Annotated in this window: 13 protein-coding genes and 1 pseudogene; 8 read left to right on the top strand and 6 right to left on the bottom strand. The window is 54.6% G+C overall.

The features are described from left to right. Nucleotides 1-5: 5 nt before the first annotated feature. Nucleotides 6-1,685 carry a flotillin family protein gene (locus NBA72_RS15655; protein WP_000342879.1) on the top strand — a complete coding sequence of 560 codons (1,680 nt, stop codon included), beginning with the start codon at nt 6-8 and terminating at the stop codon, nt 1,683-1,685. Between the two features lie 239 nt (nt 1,686-1,924). After that, a complete protein-coding gene (locus NBA72_RS15650; protein WP_111754053.1) occupies nt 1,925-1,984 on the top strand; it encodes a type I toxin-antitoxin system Ibs family toxin in 60 nt (19 codons plus the stop codon). Between the two features lie 159 nt (nt 1,985-2,143). On the opposite strand, the gene hldE is transcribed toward NBA72_RS15650, so the two are convergent. The 3 genes from hldE to NBA72_RS15635 form a co-directional block, all read right to left on the bottom strand. Continuing rightward, nucleotides 2,144-3,577 carry a bifunctional D-glycero-beta-D-manno-heptose-7-phosphate kinase/D-glycero-beta-D-manno-heptose 1-phosphate adenylyltransferase HldE gene (gene hldE, locus NBA72_RS15645; protein WP_000867682.1) on the bottom strand — a complete coding sequence of 478 codons (1,434 nt, stop codon included), beginning with the start codon at nt 3,575-3,577 and terminating at the stop codon, nt 2,144-2,146. A 47-nt stretch (nt 3,578-3,624) separates the two neighbouring features. After that, nucleotides 3,625-6,468: a bifunctional [glutamate--ammonia ligase]-adenylyl-L-tyrosine phosphorylase/[glutamate--ammonia-ligase] adenylyltransferase gene (gene glnE, locus NBA72_RS15640; protein ID WP_042948739.1), complete on the bottom strand. Its 2,844-nt coding sequence runs from the start codon at nt 6,466-6,468 to the stop codon at nt 3,625-3,627. A gap of 117 nt (nt 6,469-6,585) precedes the next feature. Continuing rightward, the gene (locus NBA72_RS15635) at nt 6,586-7,887 is read right to left on the bottom strand and encodes a CYTH domain-containing protein (RefSeq protein ID WP_042948737.1); all 1,302 of its coding nucleotides are present in this window, start codon (nt 7,885-7,887) and stop codon (nt 6,586-6,588) included. 241 nt (nt 7,888-8,128) lie between these two features. On the opposite strand from NBA72_RS15635, the gene NBA72_RS15630 reads away from it, so the two are divergent. Both NBA72_RS15630 and NBA72_RS15625 read left to right on the top strand, forming a co-directional pair. Beyond that, nucleotides 8,129-8,743 (top strand): TIGR04211 family SH3 domain-containing protein, encoded by a 615-nt coding sequence (locus tag NBA72_RS15630; protein WP_001125344.1) that lies wholly within the window; start codon nt 8,129-8,131, stop codon nt 8,741-8,743. Between the two features lie 62 nt (nt 8,744-8,805). Then, complete coding sequence (locus tag NBA72_RS15625) at nt 8,806-10,047, top strand: multifunctional CCA addition/repair protein (protein WP_023206363.1); 1,242 nt, start codon at nt 8,806-8,808, stop codon at nt 10,045-10,047. 104 nt (nt 10,048-10,151) lie between these two features. Here NBA72_RS15625 and bacA read toward each other — a convergent pair whose 3' ends face one another. Together bacA and folB are read right to left on the bottom strand one after the other, a co-directional pair. Beyond that, a complete protein-coding gene (gene bacA, locus NBA72_RS15620) occupies nt 10,152-10,973 on the bottom strand; it encodes an undecaprenyl-diphosphate phosphatase (protein WP_001281933.1) in 822 nt (273 codons plus the stop codon). Nucleotides 10,974-11,070: 97 nt separating this feature from the next. Next, the gene (gene folB / locus NBA72_RS15615; protein WP_000355776.1) at nt 11,071-11,430 is read right to left on the bottom strand and encodes a bifunctional dihydroneopterin aldolase/7,8-dihydroneopterin epimerase; all 360 of its coding nucleotides are present in this window, start codon (nt 11,428-11,430) and stop codon (nt 11,071-11,073) included. Between the two features lie 106 nt (nt 11,431-11,536). Between folB and plsY the strand changes: the two genes are divergently transcribed. Together plsY and NBA72_RS15605 are read left to right on the top strand one after the other, a co-directional pair. Beyond that, a complete protein-coding gene (gene plsY, locus NBA72_RS15610; protein WP_001272784.1) occupies nt 11,537-12,148 on the top strand; it encodes a glycerol-3-phosphate 1-O-acyltransferase PlsY in 612 nt (203 codons plus the stop codon). Next, nucleotides 12,132-12,275, top strand: a pseudogene (locus NBA72_RS15605) (fumarate hydratase); the annotation flags it as partial. The gene plsY and the pseudogene NBA72_RS15605, both read left to right, overlap by 17 nt. A 122-nt stretch (nt 12,276-12,397) precedes the next feature. On the opposite strand, the gene tsaD reads toward NBA72_RS15605, so the two are convergent. Beyond that, nucleotides 12,398-13,411 (bottom strand): tRNA (adenosine(37)-N6)-threonylcarbamoyltransferase complex transferase subunit TsaD, encoded by a 1,014-nt coding sequence (gene tsaD / locus NBA72_RS15600; RefSeq protein ID WP_001264391.1) that lies wholly within the window; start codon nt 13,409-13,411, stop codon nt 12,398-12,400. Nucleotides 13,412-13,638: 227 nt separating this feature from the next. On the opposite strand from tsaD, the gene rpsU reads away from it, so the two are divergent. Next, nucleotides 13,639-13,854: a 30S ribosomal protein S21 gene (rpsU, locus tag NBA72_RS15595; RefSeq protein WP_001144069.1), complete on the top strand. Its 216-nt coding sequence runs from the start codon at nt 13,639-13,641 to the stop codon at nt 13,852-13,854. Between the two features lie 235 nt (nt 13,855-14,089). After that, nucleotides 14,090-15,835, top strand: a complete 1,746-nt coding sequence (gene dnaG, locus NBA72_RS15590) for a DNA primase (RefSeq protein ID WP_042948731.1) — start codon at nt 14,090-14,092, stop codon at nt 15,833-15,835. Nucleotides 15,836-15,842 lie beyond the last annotated feature (7 nt).

Below are 15,842 nucleotides of genomic sequence, written 5' to 3'. Positions count from 1 at the left end.
ACATAATGGATGATGTTTTTGGCATATTGCCATCATGGATGTTTACCGCCATCGTGGCGGTTATCGTCTTACTAATTATCGGGATCATTTTTGCTCGCCTCTATCGCCGCGCATCTGCGGAACAGGCGTTTGTCCGTACCGGGCTTGGCGGGCAAAAAGTGGTGATGAGCGGCGGCGCTATTGTGATGCCAATCTTTCACGAAATTATTCCGATCAATATGAATACCCTAAAACTTGAAGTCAGCCGTGCTACCGTCGACAGCCTGATCACCAAAGATCGTATGCGCGTTGACGTGGTCGTTGCTTTCTTCGTGCGTGTAAAACCCTCTGTTGAAGGTATTGCCACCGCCGCACAAACGCTTGGCCAGCGAACGCTGTCGCCGGAAGATCTGCGTATGCTGGTTGAGGATAAATTCGTTGACGCCTTACGCGCTACCGCCGCCCAGATGACGATGCATGAGCTACAGGATACGCGTGAAAACTTCGTTCAGGGCGTACAAAACACCGTTGCGGAAGATTTGTCGAAAAACGGCCTGGAACTGGAAAGCGTCTCATTAACCAACTTTAACCAAACGTCCAAAGAACATTTCAACCCAAACAACGCCTTTGATGCCGAAGGTCTGACGAAACTGACGCAGGAAACCGAACGCCGCCGTCGTGAACGTAATGAAGTGGAACAGGATGTGGAAGTGGCGGTGCGCGAAAAGAACCGCGACGCGCTTGAACGCAAGCTGGAAATCGAGCAGCAAGAAGCCTTTATGACTCTGGAGCAGGAGCAACAGGTTAAAACCCGCACCGCCGAACAAAACGCCAAAATTGCCGCTTTTGAGGCCGAGCGCCATCGTGAAGCAGAACAGACGCGCATTCTTGCTGAGCGGCAGATCCAGGAGACGGAGATCGAACGTGAGCAAGCAGTACGGTCCAGGAAAGTTGAGGCCGAGCGTGAAGTACGTATTAAAGAGATCGAACAGCAACAGGTGACAGAAATCGCCAACCAGACGAAATCTATCGCCATTGCCGCCAAATCCGAGCAGCAATCGCAAGCGGAAGCGCGCGCCAACGACGCGCTGGCCGATGCGGTTCGCGCTCAGCAAAACGTAGAAACCACCCGCCAGACCGCCGAAGCGGATCGCGCCAAGCAGGTCGCTCTGATCGCCGCGGCGCAGGATGCGGAAACCAAAGCGGTCGAACTGACCGTCCGGGCAAAAGCAGAGAAAGAAGCGGCAGAATTACAAGCCGCCGCCATCATCGAACTGGCGGAAGCAACGCGTAAAAAAGGTCTGGCGGAAGCCGAAGCGCAACGGGCGCTGAATGACGCTATCAACGTGCTTTCTGACGAACAAACCAGCCTCAAATTTAAACTAGCGCTCTTACAATCGTTGCCTGCTGTTATTGAGAAGTCTGTTGAACCGATGAAATCCATCGACGGCATTAAGATTATTCAGGTCGATGGCCTCAATCGCGGCGCGACGGCGGGCGACGTCGCCGCTGGCGGCGCTAACGGGGGAAACCTGGCGGAACAAGCGTTATCTGCCGCGCTCACCTATCGTACCCAGGCGCCGCTGATCGATTCGCTGTTAAACGAGATTGGCATCGCTGGCGGCTCGCTAAAGGCGCTGACCACGCCGTTGGTTTCATCGGCAACGGATGAGATTAATCGCGAAGCAACGGTAAAAGAGCAATAACCCCCCGCTATATCTCCTGTCCCTGGCCATAAGGCCGGGGATTTTTTTATCTTTTTTCCACCTTGTCTGTACAAAGCGTTATGACCAGCAGGCCATTTTGCGTGGGCGATCCAGTAACGCAAAATCGGCGGGAGAAAGCCCTTGCGCCAGACAGGCCACTCACCAACAATCGCGATGTCAGCAAGGGGCTGAAACGGGAAAGCCCCTCCCGAGGAAGGGACTTTAATAAGGAAAGGGTTATGATGCAACAGGTCATCATACTGATTGTTCTGTTACTGATAAGTTTCGCAGCTTACTAACAGCCAATCAGAGGGGGGAGAGATCCCCTCTCACCCTTATTCCTTTACTTTAGGTCGAAAAAAAAGCAGCGTCAACCGCGAGATACGCGTCGAAACAAAATGTCCGACGCGCCTTCAAAATCAGCGCCCGCCGCGTCTGTAACGCCTGATGTCGCGGTTTTACTTCTCGCTCTCGGTCTGGATCTTTTTGATGATATTGGTCGTGGAACAACCATCTTCGAAGTTCAGCACCATGACTTCGCCGCCGTTGGCCCAGACCTCTTCGCTGCCCGCGATCTCTTCCGGCTTATAGTCGCCGCCTTTTACCAGCAGATCCGGCAGAATACCGGCAATCAGTCGTTGCGGCGTATCCTCTTCAAAAGAGACAACCCAGTCGACTGACTCCAGCGCGCCCAGCACGATCATACGCTGTTCGAGCGGATTAACCGGACGGCTTTCGCCTTTCAGACGTTTAGTCGAGGCGTCACTATTGACCGCAACAATCAGGCGGTCGCCCAGTTTGCGCGCGTTCGCCAGATAAGAGACGTGGCCCGCGTGCAGAATATCGAAAACGCCGTTGGTCATGACCACTTTCTCGCCACGCTTACGCGCGCTGGCGACGGCCTGTCTCAACTCCTCTTCGGTCATAACGCCGAAGCCGGTATCCGCGCGTCCGCGCACTGCGTTTTCCAGCTCAATAGGGGAAACCGTTGACGTCCCGAGTTTACCTACCACTACGCCCGCCGCCGCATTGGCGAAATAACACGCCTCTTCCAGGGTATTTCCCGCCGCCAGCGTCGCCGCCAGCACGCCGATCACCGTATCGCCCGCACCGGTAACATCATAAACTTCCTGCGCCTGCGTCGGCATATGTAGCGGCGCTTTATTCGGTTGCAGCAGCGTCATTCCCTGTTCGGAACGCGTGACCAACAGCGCGGAAAGGTCGTAATCGGCAATGAGTTTCATGCCACGTTCAACCAGTTCGTCTTCGCTTTTACATTTCCCCGCGACCGCCTCGAATTCAGAAAGGTTTGGCGTCAGCAGCGTGGCGCCGCGGTAACGTTCAAAATCCGTTCCTTTCGGATCGATGAGCACCGGCACGCCCGCCTGGCGCGCCAGGGAAATCATAGTCTGCACGCTGGTCAGAGCGCCTTTGGCATAATCGGACAATACCAGCGCGCCGATCGATCCCAGCGCCTGGTTGATACGCTCATGCAACGGCTGTGGGTCCACGCCCTCAAAGCCTTCTTCAAAATCAAGACGAATGAGCTGCTGATTACGTGATAGCACGCGCAGTTTGGTAATCGTCGGATGCGTCGGCACAGAAACGAAGTCGCACTTCACATTGACCTCTGCCAACGTTTTGCTCAGCGCGCGCGCGGCGTCATCAATACCCGTCAGGCCGACCAGACGGGCGTTCGCTCCCAGAGACGCAATGTTCATCGCCACGTTCGCCGCGCCGCCCGGGCGTTCCTCAACGGTATTTACCTTAACCACGGGCACCGGCGCTTCCGGTGAAATACGGCAAGTGGGGCCATACCAATAGCGATCCAGCATTACATCACCCACAACCATGACGCCTGCACGTTCAAACGCTGGCAGATTTACTTTCATTCCTGTCTCCTGAGAGATTCAAAATTTGCGCGCGATAATAGCATAATTCAAACGGCTACCAGCCACTTCCGCCAGCTTGCCTGCACCAGCGCGCGCTCTTTGCTAAAACACGTCTGCGCCACATGACCGGGAAGCTCCTGCAACGCCAGGTGGTGCAGTTCATCACGCAGTGTGGTGTAGGCTACCGTCAACGCCTGCGCCTCGTGATCATCCATAATGCCGTTTTGCGCCAGAAGCTCCAGGATGCGCACGTTATCAGACCAGCGCGTTAATTTAGGTTTTTCATGAGCGTAGCGCAGTACCAGATATTGCGCGATAAACTCAATATCCGTAATACCGCCTTCATCAGCTTTAATATCAAAACGATCACGATGCTTATTGCCGAGATGCGCCCGCATTTTCTCGCGCATTTCACGCACTTCAGTCTGCAATGTCTTGCCGTCGCGCGCCGTCGTCATGATAGTGCGGCGCACCGTATCAAACTGTGAGGTAAGCTGCGGGTCGCCATATACCACGCGAGCGCGTACCAACGCCTGATGTTCCCAGGTCCAGGCTTCATGCTGCTGATAATCGGCAAACGCGTCCGCTGAAGTCACCAGCATTCCCGCCGCGCCAGAGGGACGTAGACGCGCATCCACCTCATACAAAATGCCGGAGGAGGTGCGCGTACTGAACAGATGCATAATGCGCTGCGCCAGGCGCAGATAAAACTGCCGCCCGTCGATTTCGCGTTCGCCGTTGGTCATGACGTCCATCGGACAGTCATGCAGGAAGATGAGATCCAGATCGGAACTGTAGCCCAGCTCCCATCCGCCCAACTTGCCATAACCGACAACCGCAAACCCCCGCCCCTGGCGTTCATACAGATGCGCTGGCTGACCATAACGCGCAACCATTTGCGTCCACGCCTGCTGCACCACAGCATCAATCATCGCCTCCGCCAGCCATGTGAGGTGATCGCTCACTTTCATCACCGGCAGCGTACCGGCAATATCCGCCGCCGCAATCCGCAAAAGCTGTGCCTGTTTAAACTGGCGTAATGCCTCCAGTTGTTGTTCTTCGTCTTCTTCCGGCACGCGCAGTAAATATTGGCGTAATTCGTCGCGGTAAGCGTCGGTAGCCGTCGGCTGATAAAGCGTGCCGGGGTCGAGCAGTTCATCAAGCAACAACGGATAACGCGCCAGTTGGCTCGCTATCATTGGCGAAGCGGCGCAGAGCATAATCAGGTGTTTCAGCGCGCCGGGAAATTCGCTCAGCAGCTCCAGATAGGTGGTGCGAGTGACAATCCCCGCCAGCAAGGGCGTTATCCGCGATAGCGTAACAGCGGCGTCTTCGCGAGAACAGACATCAGCAAGCAGGTGCGGCATCAGTTGGTCCAGCACTTGCCGCCCGCGCGGGCCGATAGGGCGTTTATCCAGTTCCTTACGGAAGTCAGCGATGAGGGTCAGAACTTGTCGCCGATCCTCATCGGCTAAATGCGCCAGCACTGGCGTCGAATCATCCTCCTGTAGCGCATCCTGCCATACTTCACGCCACGGCTCTGAACGTTCTTCCTCCTGCGGGGTATCGGCTTCATCATCGCCAATTAATTCGTTGAATACGCGGCGTACATTAGCCATATGATCCGTCAGTTCGCCAACAAGCTGCGGCCAGTTCTCCGCCTTCATTCCCCAGGCCAGCCGCGCCCGATTCAGATCGTCGGCAGGCAACGTTTGCGTCTGTTCGTCATTGATGCTTTGCAGCAGATTCTCCAGACGACGTAGAAAAAGATAGGCCACGCGCAGTTGCGCCACGTCATTCTCAGGCAGCAAATGCAGCGCAGCGATAGCATCCAGCGTCGGCAGTAACGAACGCGACTGTAGCGACGGCTCGCGTCCGCCGCGGATGAGCTGGAATACCTGCACGATAAACTCAATTTCCCGAATACCGCCCGCGCCAAGTTTAATGTTGTCCTTCAAACCGCGGCGTCGCACTTCGCGGGCGATCATCCCTTTCATATTACGTAGCGACTGGATGACGCTGAAATCGATATAGCGGCGGAAAACGAAAGGCCGCAGCATGGCGCGTAATTCACGAGACCAGGCGTCGTCGTTATCGCCCATTAGCCGCGCTTTCACCATGGCGTAGCGTTCCCAGTCGCGTCCTTGCTCCTGATAGTACTCCTCCAGCGCGGCAAAACTCAGTACCAGCGGGCCGCTGTCGCCAAACGGTCGCAGGCGCATGTCCACCCGATAGACAAAACCATCCATTGTGGGCTGATCCAGCGCTTTGATCAGCCGCTGCCCGAGACGCGTAAAAAACTGGGCGTTATCGAGTTCACGACGCCCGCCCCGGGTCTCGCCATGTTCCGGCCAGGCGAAAATCAGATCGATATCAGACGAAAAATTCAGTTCGCCGCCGCCCAGCTTGCCCATGCCTAAAATCAACAGCGGCTGCGGAACGCCCTGCGGGTTACAGGGGGTTCCCCATTCGCGGCAACAGGCGGCATACAGCCAGTCGCGCGCCCCCACAATGAGCGTCTCCGCCAGATGGCTCAACTGTTGTAAAATAGTCTCATCGTCCACCAGCGACAGCGTCTGCGCCCAGGCGATGCGTACCATGATGCGACGACGAAAAAACCTCAGTTCACGCATCAGCGAGGCGTCGTCACAGACACCTGCCAACGCCTCCTGTAACCAGCCAGCATAATGTCGCCATTCATCAGCCTGCGGCGATGCGGATTCCAGTTCGGCAAGCCACTCCGGATGCGCTATCACGCTATCCAGCGCAAAATCGCTAAATGTAAGTACTGACTTCGCCTGCACGCTAAGCGATGTCTCAGTAAATCCTTCTGGTAGGCGCTCAACAACGGTCTGCCAGTACTGCGATAAGGGTGAAGAGAGCGGCGTCATTTAGGGGATATCCTTTAAATAATGCCGGATGGCGGCATTTCGCCTGACCCGGCCTACAAGTCCGCATACCGTAAGCCTGATAAGCGCAGCGTCATCAGGCGCTTTCTACGGTTCTGATTATCGTTTTCCGCTGTGCAACCAGAACGGCTGCTGGTTAATGGCCTCATTACGGAAATGTTCAATTTCAATACGTTGCCCGGTAATAATAGCGTGACGCAATCCCTGCCAGTTCTCCAGCCATGCCTGCGCGACCATCGCATCATAATACCCGGCCAGCAGTAAAACGCTGTCAATATCGCGAGTCAAACGCGGCAACTGGTCGCGATACTTGTCACCCAGCGGTTGTCCAAAAACTTTTTTTAACTCAGCAGCATGACGAGAAAGATGAATGTCGGCGAAACGCTTAAAAGAATCGGCCATTTTGGCCTGCGCCTTCGCGTCCAGAAATGGCTGCCAGGCTTTCGTCACCAGCCATTCCGTCAATGCCAGTTTCGCCATCGCCGTTTGCGTACTATAAACGGCTGTGACGGCGGACACCGCGGATGTCATCGTCGCTTCCGCCTGGGTAAGTAGATCACGTAAGTGAGTGCTCGCTTTACGCGGAACAATGCCACCAAAAAGCATTAAGGCATGGCGCACTAATCCCATAGCATCCAGCACGTGTTCTTTCGCCGACTCGTCGCCGCGCAGCCAGAGCTCTTCATGGTACTGCCACTGTGACAACGCCAGATCCAGCGAGGCCTCCAGCCCTTGCTCTACCGTGGCTTTCGCGGCAGTCCGCAGAATTGCCGTTGGTGTATTCTCTCGCGGCGCATTCCCCTGCGCCAGGTGATAACCTCGCGCCGCCTTACTCAGACTGCCCTGACGCAAACCGGTTTGCGACAGCAGTTGCTTCGCCAGTTTTAACACGGCGCGCGTATCGCCGCGAAGCAACTCAAGCTCCAGCTCACAAATCGGTTCGGCAAACTCGCCCGCTTTTACGTCGCCGAGATCGAGCGCAATTTCAATCCTGCTGCCGTCAACGTCCAGACACCATTTTTCCCGGTAAAAATCGGTACTGAACAGCGGCTGTACGCTTGATGCCAGGCCGGCGGGCAGGTTGCCATCCGGCCAGACCTCCGCCGGAAGTTGCGTCAGATCCAGCACGGGTTCGCTTAGCGCGACATTGTATTCGGGTCGCTGGTGCAGCCCGCCCGTTACCCGGCCGGCAATTTTCATGGTCATTTCATAGCGCCCATTTTCACCACGAATACGCAGCCCCATATCATGGCGGCGTAGCCAGTTATCAGGCGTTTCGAAGTAGATATTCAGCAACTGGCTGGGCGCATGATGCTCGCCGCCGAGCGTATGAAGATGATTTCGCAGCGCATCTACGGCGTCGTGATTGACAATAAACTTTAATTCGATTTCCTGAGCCATGGCCTTGTACTTATGGGTTATGTCACATCTGGGAAGATTCTTGGCGAACTTACCCGCATTATTTTTGTCAGTAGATAGTATTTTGCGCCAAATTGCCATGCAACGAGCAATTTGACGGGCGTAAAAGTTTGACGTAGCGGCAAAGGCGACACAGATGATTCCGATTGATGTCGACTACTTTGCGTAGCGACACTGATGCCGTTACTATCGTTCCACTTTCTCTGACAATAACGACAGCCTGATGCCAAAATTACGCCTGATTGGACTAACTTTACTTGCGCTTAGCGCCACCGCCGTCTCTCATGCTGAAGAGACGCGTTACGTTTCTGATGAACTGAATACCTGGGTCCGCAGCGGTCCGGGAGATAATTATCGCCTTGTGGGTACCGTCAACGCCGGCGAGGAAGTCACGCTCTTACAGAGCGATGCCAACTATGGTCAAATTAAAGACAGTTCTGGTCGTACTGCCTGGATACCGTTAAAAGAACTGAATACCACGCCAAGCCTGCGTACCCGCGTGCCGGATCTGGAAAATCAGGTCAAAACGTTAACCGATAAACTCAACAATATTGATACCACGTGGAATCAGCGCACCGCCGATATGCAGCAGAAAGTGGCGCAAAGCGACAGCGTCATCAACGGGCTAAAAGAAGAGAACCAGAAGCTGAAAAACGAGCTGATTGTCGCGCAGAAAAAAGTTAGTGCCGCGAATCTGCAACTGGATGACAAACAGCGCACCATTATTATGCAGTGGTTTATGTATGGCGGCGGCGTATTGGGTATTGGCTTGCTGTTAGGGCTGGTGCTGCCGCATATGATCCCAAGCCGTAAACGCAAAGACCGCTGGATGAACTAAATCGCCTTCTCTGCGGCACTGTCTTATCATTAGAGGATGATCGTTTTTAAAAGGAAAGTGGCGTGAAGATTTATCTGGTCGGTGGTGCGGTTCGGGATGCGTTGTTAGGGCTACCGGTTAAAGATAAAGATTGGGTCGTTGTCGGCGCCACGCCGCAGGAGATGCTTGATGCGGGCTACCAGCAGGTAGGCCGTGATTTTCCTGTGTTTCTCCACCCGCAAACTCACGAAGAATACGCGCTGGCGCGTACTGAGCGTAAATCCGGTTCCGGCTACACGGGCTTCACCTGTTATGCCGCGCCGGACGTTACCCTGGAAGCCGATCTCCAGCGTCGCGATCTGACCATTAATGCTCTGGCGCGCGACGATGACGGCCAGATTATCGACCCTTACCACGGGCGCCGGGATCTGGAGGCGCGTCTACTGCGCCATGTCTCTCCCGCGTTTGGCGAAGATCCCTTGCGCGTATTGCGCGTGGCGCGTTTTGCCGCCCGTTACGCTCATCTTAGTTTCCGTATCGCCGATGAAACACTGGCGCTAATGCGCGACATGACCGCAGCAGGCGAGCTGGAACATCTGACGCCGGAACGGGTATGGAAAGAGACGGAAAATGCGCTTACCACCCGCAATCCGCAGGTTTACTTCCAGGTATTGCGCGACTGCGGCGCCCTGCGCGTCCTGTTTCCGGAAATCGACGCCCTGTTTGGCGTGCCCGCGCCGGCAAAGTGGCATCCGGAAATTGATACCGGAGTTCATACGCTGATGACGTTGTCGATGGCCGCCATGCTCAGTCCGCAGCTTGATGTCCGTTTCGCCACGCTTTGTCATGATCTGGGCAAAGGCTTAACGCCGAAAAACCTCTGGCCGCGCCATCATGGCCACGGCCCGGCGGGCGTGAAACTGGTCGAACAGTTATGCCAGCGTTTGCGCGTCCCCAATGACCTGCGTGATTTAGCTAAACTGGTCGCCGAATACCATGATCTGATCCACACCTTTCCGATACTCCAGCCGAAAACGATCGTTAAGCTGTTTGACGCCATTGATGCATGGCGTAAACCGCAGCGCGTCGAGCAGATTGCGCTGACCAGCGAAGCCGATGTCCGTGGACGTACCGGATTTGAAGCGTCGGATTACCCGCAGGGGCGCTGGCTGCGCGAAGCCTGGCAGGTGGCGCAGGCGGTACCGACGAAAGAGGTGGTGGAGGCCGGATTTAAGGGCATTGAGATTCGCGAGGAGCTGACGAAGCGACGAATTGCAGCGGTCGCCAACTGGAAAGAGAAGCGCTGCCCGAACCCCGCCAGCTAAACGCCATCCGGCACGATAAATTGCCTGATGGCGCTGCGCTTATCAGACCGACAAAACAGTTAGGCCGGACAAGGCGGTACGCCGCCATCCGGCACGGTCAATCATCAGAAGAAGACGACGTAAACGGCAGCCGCCACCACAAAGCGGTAAATCGCAAACGGAATAAACGAGATACGCTTAATCAGTTGCAGGAAGGTCTTGATGGCGATCAGCGCCACCACAAACGCCGTCACAAAGCCCACTGCGAACATCGGAATATCCGCTGCGGTCAGGAATGACCAACTTTTGTAGAGATCCAGAACCGTTGCGCCCATCATCATCGGCACAGCCAGTAAGAACGAGAACTCAGAGGCGGCGTAACGGCTGACGCCCATCAGCATCCCACCGGAAATGGTCGCTCCGGAACGCGAGAAGCCCGGCCACAGCGCCAGACACTGGAAACAGCCAATCATAAACGCCTGACGATACGTCATATCATCCAGCCCCGGCGCGCGCGGTTCTTTCGGCTTCAGGCACTCGGCGGCAATCAGCAACAGACCGCCTACCACCAGCGCGTACATCACGTTAATTGGGTTAAATAGCGACTTGATCGTGTCATGAAAGACTAACCCCAGCACCACCGCCGGAATCATGCCCAGCAGGATGTGAATCAACGTTAATCGACCTTTACTTTCACCTTCACGCTGTAGCGGGCGGCCAAAGTGAATACCGATGAGGCCAAACAACCGCCGCCAGAACATCACCACGACCGCCAGAATAGATCCAAGTTGAATCACCACTTCGAATGTCTTGGCCGTATCGCCTTCAAACCCCAGCAGATGACCCACAATAATCATATGGCCCGTGCTGGATACCGGCAAAAACTCCGTCAATCCTTCGACCACACCCAAAATTGCCGCTATCAGCAGCGAGTGCATATCACTCATCAATAAACCCCTAAAATGAAAAACACTGCAAAAATGGATCTCGCGTTAAGACCCCATATATAACCGTTTGGTTTAAAAAATATAAAATTATTTATTTTTATTTCAGATTATTGCCACGCTCAATAATTACCCCTACGTTCGCCGCGCGCGCGACGGCGCCAGGCTTGCTCAGTTTGATGCGAACCCACGGAGAATTGAATCGGCTAAGCAGTAGATCCGCCACCTCTTCCGCCACACGCTCGACCAGAGCAAAACGCCCGCCTTCAACATGATTTATCACCGTGTCGGCGATATCCGCGTAACTTAGACAATCTGCGACATCATCGCTTTTCGCCGACTTGCGGTTATCCCATGCCATTTCGATATCGAACACCAGTTTTTGCTCGATAGTCTGTTCCCAGTCGTAAACACCGATAGTGGTGATTACCGAAAGTTGCTCTATAAATACAATATCCATCACGACCTGCCTGCTTTTTGGCTAACCCGGATACCACTTCCGGCGAAATGTGCGTATTATCCACAGAAATAGTAAATAAAACGACACTTTCAATACGGAACAGCTTATGAGTGCAATCGCGCCTGGAATGATCCTCTTCGCGTACCTCTGCGGCTCAATTTCCAGTGCCATTCTGGTTTGCCGCATCGCCGGGCTGCCCGATCCGCGTGAAAGCGGCTCCGGCAACCCGGGCGCGACGAACGTATTACGAATCGGTGGCAAGGGAGCGGCTGTCGCGGTACTTATTTTTGACATCCTTAAAGGCATGTTGCCCGTCTGGGGCGCGTATGCGTTAGGCGTTACCCCTTTCTGGCTGGGGCTTATCGCTATCGCCGCCTGTCTGGGGCATATCTGGCCGGTCTTTTTTGGCTTTAAAGGTGGGAAAGGCGTAGCAACCGCGTTTGGCGCCATTGCGCCCATCGGCTGGGATTTAACCGGCGTCATGGCTGGCACCTGGCTGCTGACGGTCCTGTTAAGCGGTTATTCATCGTTAGGGGCGATTGTCAGCGCCTTGATTGCGCCGTTTTACGTCTGGTGGTTTAAACCGCAGTTCACCTTCCCGGTGTCGATGCTGTCATGTCTCATTTTGCTGCGCCATCATGACAACATCCAGCGTCTGTGGCGTCGCCAGGAGACGAAAATCTGGACGAAGCTGAAAAAGAAACGCCAGAAAGATTGAACTGGAACTGCGTCTGGAAGAGGGCCTCAACCGTCTGGGGATCGGCTCACAAGGGTTGACCGGCAATAGCTCGGTGATGGGCGTACATATCGAATCCGCCGCGCGTCACCCTTCCACCATTGGCGTGGTTAGGCGCGATTTTCGGCCTGATCTTCCTGGTGCTGCTGATCGTCTCCAGGCTGTTGTGGATGCCCGTCGTTTTGCTGTAAACCCGTTGGGGCGGCATGATGTCGCCCCCTTTCTCCGCTTTTACGCTGCCGGCAGCTCGGCCAGCGGCCAGCGCGGACGTACCGTTACGCCAAGATCCGCCGTAACGCCCGCCTTAAACCGCACCATTCCGGCATAGGCGATCATCGCCCCGTTGTCAGTACAAAACTCCGGACGCGCATAGAATACTTCGCCGCGGCGTTTTTGCATCATTTCGGCAAGCTTCGCACGCAGCGTGCGGTTAGCGCTGACGCCGCCCGCCATGACCAGACGCTTAAAACCGGTGCTTTCCAGCGCGCGCTTGCACTTGATCATCAGCGTATCCACGACCGCATCTTCAAAAGCGCGCGCGATATCAGCGCGAGTTTGTTCGTCGTCGCCATTACTACGAATGGTGTTAGCGGCAAAGGTTTTCAGACCGGAAAAACTAAAATCCAGTCCCGGGCGATCGGTCATCGGGCGCGGAAAGACAAAACGTCCCGCCGTCCCCTGCGACGCCATTTTCGACAGCATCGGGCCGCCAGGATAATCCAGCCCCAACAATTTGGCAGTTTTATCAAACGCTTCACCGGCAGCATCGTCAATCGACTCTCCCAGCAGTTCGTACTGACCGATTCCGGTCACGCTAATGAGCTGCGTATGTCCGCCGGAGACCAGTAGCGCCACAAACGGGAATTCCGGAGGGTTATCTTCCAGCATCGGCGCCAGCAGATGACCTTCCATATGGTGTACAGGAATGGCCGGCACATTCCAGGCAAATGCCAGCGAACGCCCGACGGTTGCGCCGACCAGCAGCGCGCCGACCAGGCCCGGGCCTGCGGTATAGGCCACCGCGTCGATATCGCTCGCCGTCAGACCGGCTTCTTTTAATGCCGCCTGAATCAGCGGCACGGTTTTACGCACATGATCGCGGGAAGCCAGTTCAGGCACTACGCCGCCGTAGTCAGCATGTAATTTCACCTGACTATACAATTGGTTGGCTAACAGACCCTTTTTGTCGTCGTAAATAGCGATGCCGGTTTCATCGCAGGATGTTTCAATACCCAGTACACGCATGACTTGTTTTACCTCGCTCTAATACCGCGCAGTGTAGGTCGAATGCGGGTGGATGTATACCCTCAGTCCCGACTTCGTGTATACTCCCTCACCTTATAAAAGTCCCGTTCAAAAAAGGCCGCGGTGCTTTACAAAGCAGCAGCAATTGCAGTAAAATTCCGCACCATTTTGAAATAAGCTGGCGTTGATGCCAGCGGCAAACCGAATTAATCAAAGGTGAGAGGCACATGCCGGTAATTAAAGTACGTGAAAACGAGCCGTTCGACGTAGCTCTGCGTCGCTTCAAGCGTTCCTGCGAAAAAGCAGGTGTTCTGGCGGAAGTTCGTCGTCGTGAGTTCTATGAAAAACCGACGACCGAACGTAAGCGCGCTAAAGCTTCTGCAGTGAAACGTCACGCGAAGAAACTGGCTCGCGAAAACGCACGCCGTACTCGTCTGTACTAATCTTTTGAGAGCGGGCTGCTCTCAATTCAGATCGAGTTGTAGTTGTAAGGCCGTGCTTCCGAAAGGAATGCGCGGCTTGTTTTCGTTTATGCATTAGCATATACACAAAATCATTCATGCTGCGTCCAGGCGGCAAGAGAGCAAGTCCCCGGCGCTTACACAAGTCAGCGACAGGGGTGAGCGAACGTAGCCAACACTACGGCAGCCTGAAGAATGACGTGTATAAAAGGGGCATATGGCTGGACGAATCCCACGCGTATTCATTAATGACCTGCTGGCGAGAACCGATATCGTCGATCTGATCGACGTGCGCGTAAAACTCAAGAAACAGGGCAAGAACTATCACGCGTGTTGTCCATTCCATAATGAGAAAACCCCTTCTTTCACCGTAAACGGTGAAAAACAGTTTTATCACTGCTTTGGATGCGGCGCGCATGGCAATGCGATCGACTTTTTGATGAATTACGACAAGCTCGAATTTGTCGAAACCGTCGAAGAATTAGCGGCCATGCATAACCTGGAAATTCCCTATGAAGCAGGCACCGGGCTTAGCCAGATAGAGCGCCATCAACGGCAAAACCTCTATCAGTTGATGAATGGTCTGAATGACTTTTATCAGCAGTCGCTTACCCATCCTGCGGCAAAACCTGCGCGTGACTATCTGCAAAAGCGCGGTCTGAGCGCTGAAATTATTCAGCGTTTCGCCATTGGCTTCGCGCCGCCAGGTTGGGATAACGCGTTAAAGCGCTTCGGTAATAACAGCGATAACAAGGCATTGTTGCTGGATGCCGGGATGCTGGTCAATAACGAGCAGGGCAGCACTTACGATCGTTTCCGTAATCGGGTCATGTTCCCTATTCGGGACAAACGCGGCAGGGTGATTGGTTTTGGCGGCCGAGTTCTGGGGAACGACACGCCGAAATACCTTAACTCTCCGGAAACGGACATTTTCCATAAAGGCCGCCAGCTATATGGTCTTTATGAGGCTCAGCAATATAGTGCTGAACCGCAACGCTTGCTTGTGGTCGAAGGTTATATGGATGTCGTCGCACTAGCGCAATACGACATTAACTATGCGGTCGCTTCGCTGGGTACCTCAACCACGGCAGACCATATGCATATGTTATTCCGGGCGACGAACAACGTGATTTGCTGTTACGACGGCGACCGGGCTGGCCGTGATGCCGCCTGGAGAGCGCTGGAAACAGCAATGCCTTATATGACCGACGGTCGGCAGGTACGCTTTATGTTTTTACCTGACGGCGAAGACCCGGATACGCTGGTGCGTAAAGAAGGCAAGGCGGCTTTTGAAGCGCGGATGGAGCAGGCGCAGCCGCTCTCTACGTTTCTGTTTAATAGCCTCCTGCCGCAGGTGGATTTAAGCTCGCCGGATGGCAGCACGCAGTTAGCCGCACTGGCGCTGCCGCTCATTAATCAGGTGCCTGGCGACGCGCACCGTATTCAGCTGCGCCAGACGTTGGGGCTGAAGTTAGGCATTTTCGATGATAGTCAGCTTGATCGTTTAGTGCCAAAACAGGCGGAAAGCGGCGTTTCCCGCCCGGCTCCGCAGCTAAAACGCACGACCATGCGTATACTGATAGGATTACTGGTGCAAAATCCGGATCTCGCGCCGTTAGTGCCGCCCTTAGACGCGCTGGCTCAGAATAAGCTGCCTGGACTTGGCTTATTTAAAGAATTGGTCAAAACTTGTTTGGCTCAGCCAGGTCTTACTACCGGACAACTTCTGGAACTCTACCGTGGCACAAATGATGCTGCGACCCTTGAAAAATTATCGATGTGGGACGATATAGCAGATAAGGCGATTGCCGAAAAAACCTTTACCGACTCACTCAACCATATGTTTGATTCGCTGCTGCAACTGCGACAAGAAGAGCTGATCGCTCGCGATCGCACTCACGGTTTAAGCAGCGAAGAACGCCGAGAGCTCTGGACGTTAAACCAGGAGCTGGCCAGAAAATGAATTTAAC

This window comes from Salmonella sp. NW1250 (assembly GCF_051812965.1).
In the GTDB taxonomy this organism is placed as follows: Bacteria; Pseudomonadota; Gammaproteobacteria; order Enterobacterales; family Enterobacteriaceae; genus Salmonella; species Salmonella enterica.
This window is presented reverse-complemented; position numbering and strand designations above follow the sequence as displayed.

Excerpts from the sequence above, each read along its gene's own strand:
- rpsU (WP_001144069.1), top strand. The coding sequence starts at position 13,639 with ATGCCGGTAATTAAAGTACGTGAAAACGAGCCGTTCGACGTAGCTCTG.
- NBA72_RS15655 (WP_000342879.1), top strand. The coding sequence starts at position 6 with ATGGATGATGTTTTTGGCATATTGCCATCATGGATGTTTACCGCCATC.
- NBA72_RS15635 (WP_042948737.1), bottom strand. The coding sequence starts at position 7,887 with ATGGCTCAGGAAATCGAATTAAAGTTTATTGTCAATCACGACGCCGTA.
- plsY (WP_001272784.1), top strand. The coding sequence starts at position 11,537 with ATGAGTGCAATCGCGCCTGGAATGATCCTCTTCGCGTACCTCTGCGGC.
- bacA (WP_001281933.1), bottom strand. The coding sequence starts at position 10,973 with ATGAGTGATATGCACTCGCTGCTGATAGCGGCAATTTTGGGTGTGGTC.
- glnE (WP_042948739.1), bottom strand. The coding sequence starts at position 6,468 with ATGACGCCGCTCTCTTCACCCTTATCGCAGTACTGGCAGACCGTTGTT.
- tsaD (WP_001264391.1), bottom strand. The coding sequence starts at position 13,411 with ATGCGTGTACTGGGTATTGAAACATCCTGCGATGAAACCGGCATCGCT.
- hldE (WP_000867682.1), bottom strand. The coding sequence starts at position 3,577 with ATGAAAGTAAATCTGCCAGCGTTTGAACGTGCAGGCGTCATGGTTGTG.
- dnaG (WP_042948731.1), top strand. The coding sequence starts at position 14,090 with ATGGCTGGACGAATCCCACGCGTATTCATTAATGACCTGCTGGCGAGA.
- folB (WP_000355776.1), bottom strand. The coding sequence starts at position 11,430 with ATGGATATTGTATTTATAGAGCAACTTTCGGTAATCACCACTATCGGT.
- NBA72_RS15630 (WP_001125344.1), top strand. The coding sequence starts at position 8,129 with ATGCCAAAATTACGCCTGATTGGACTAACTTTACTTGCGCTTAGCGCC.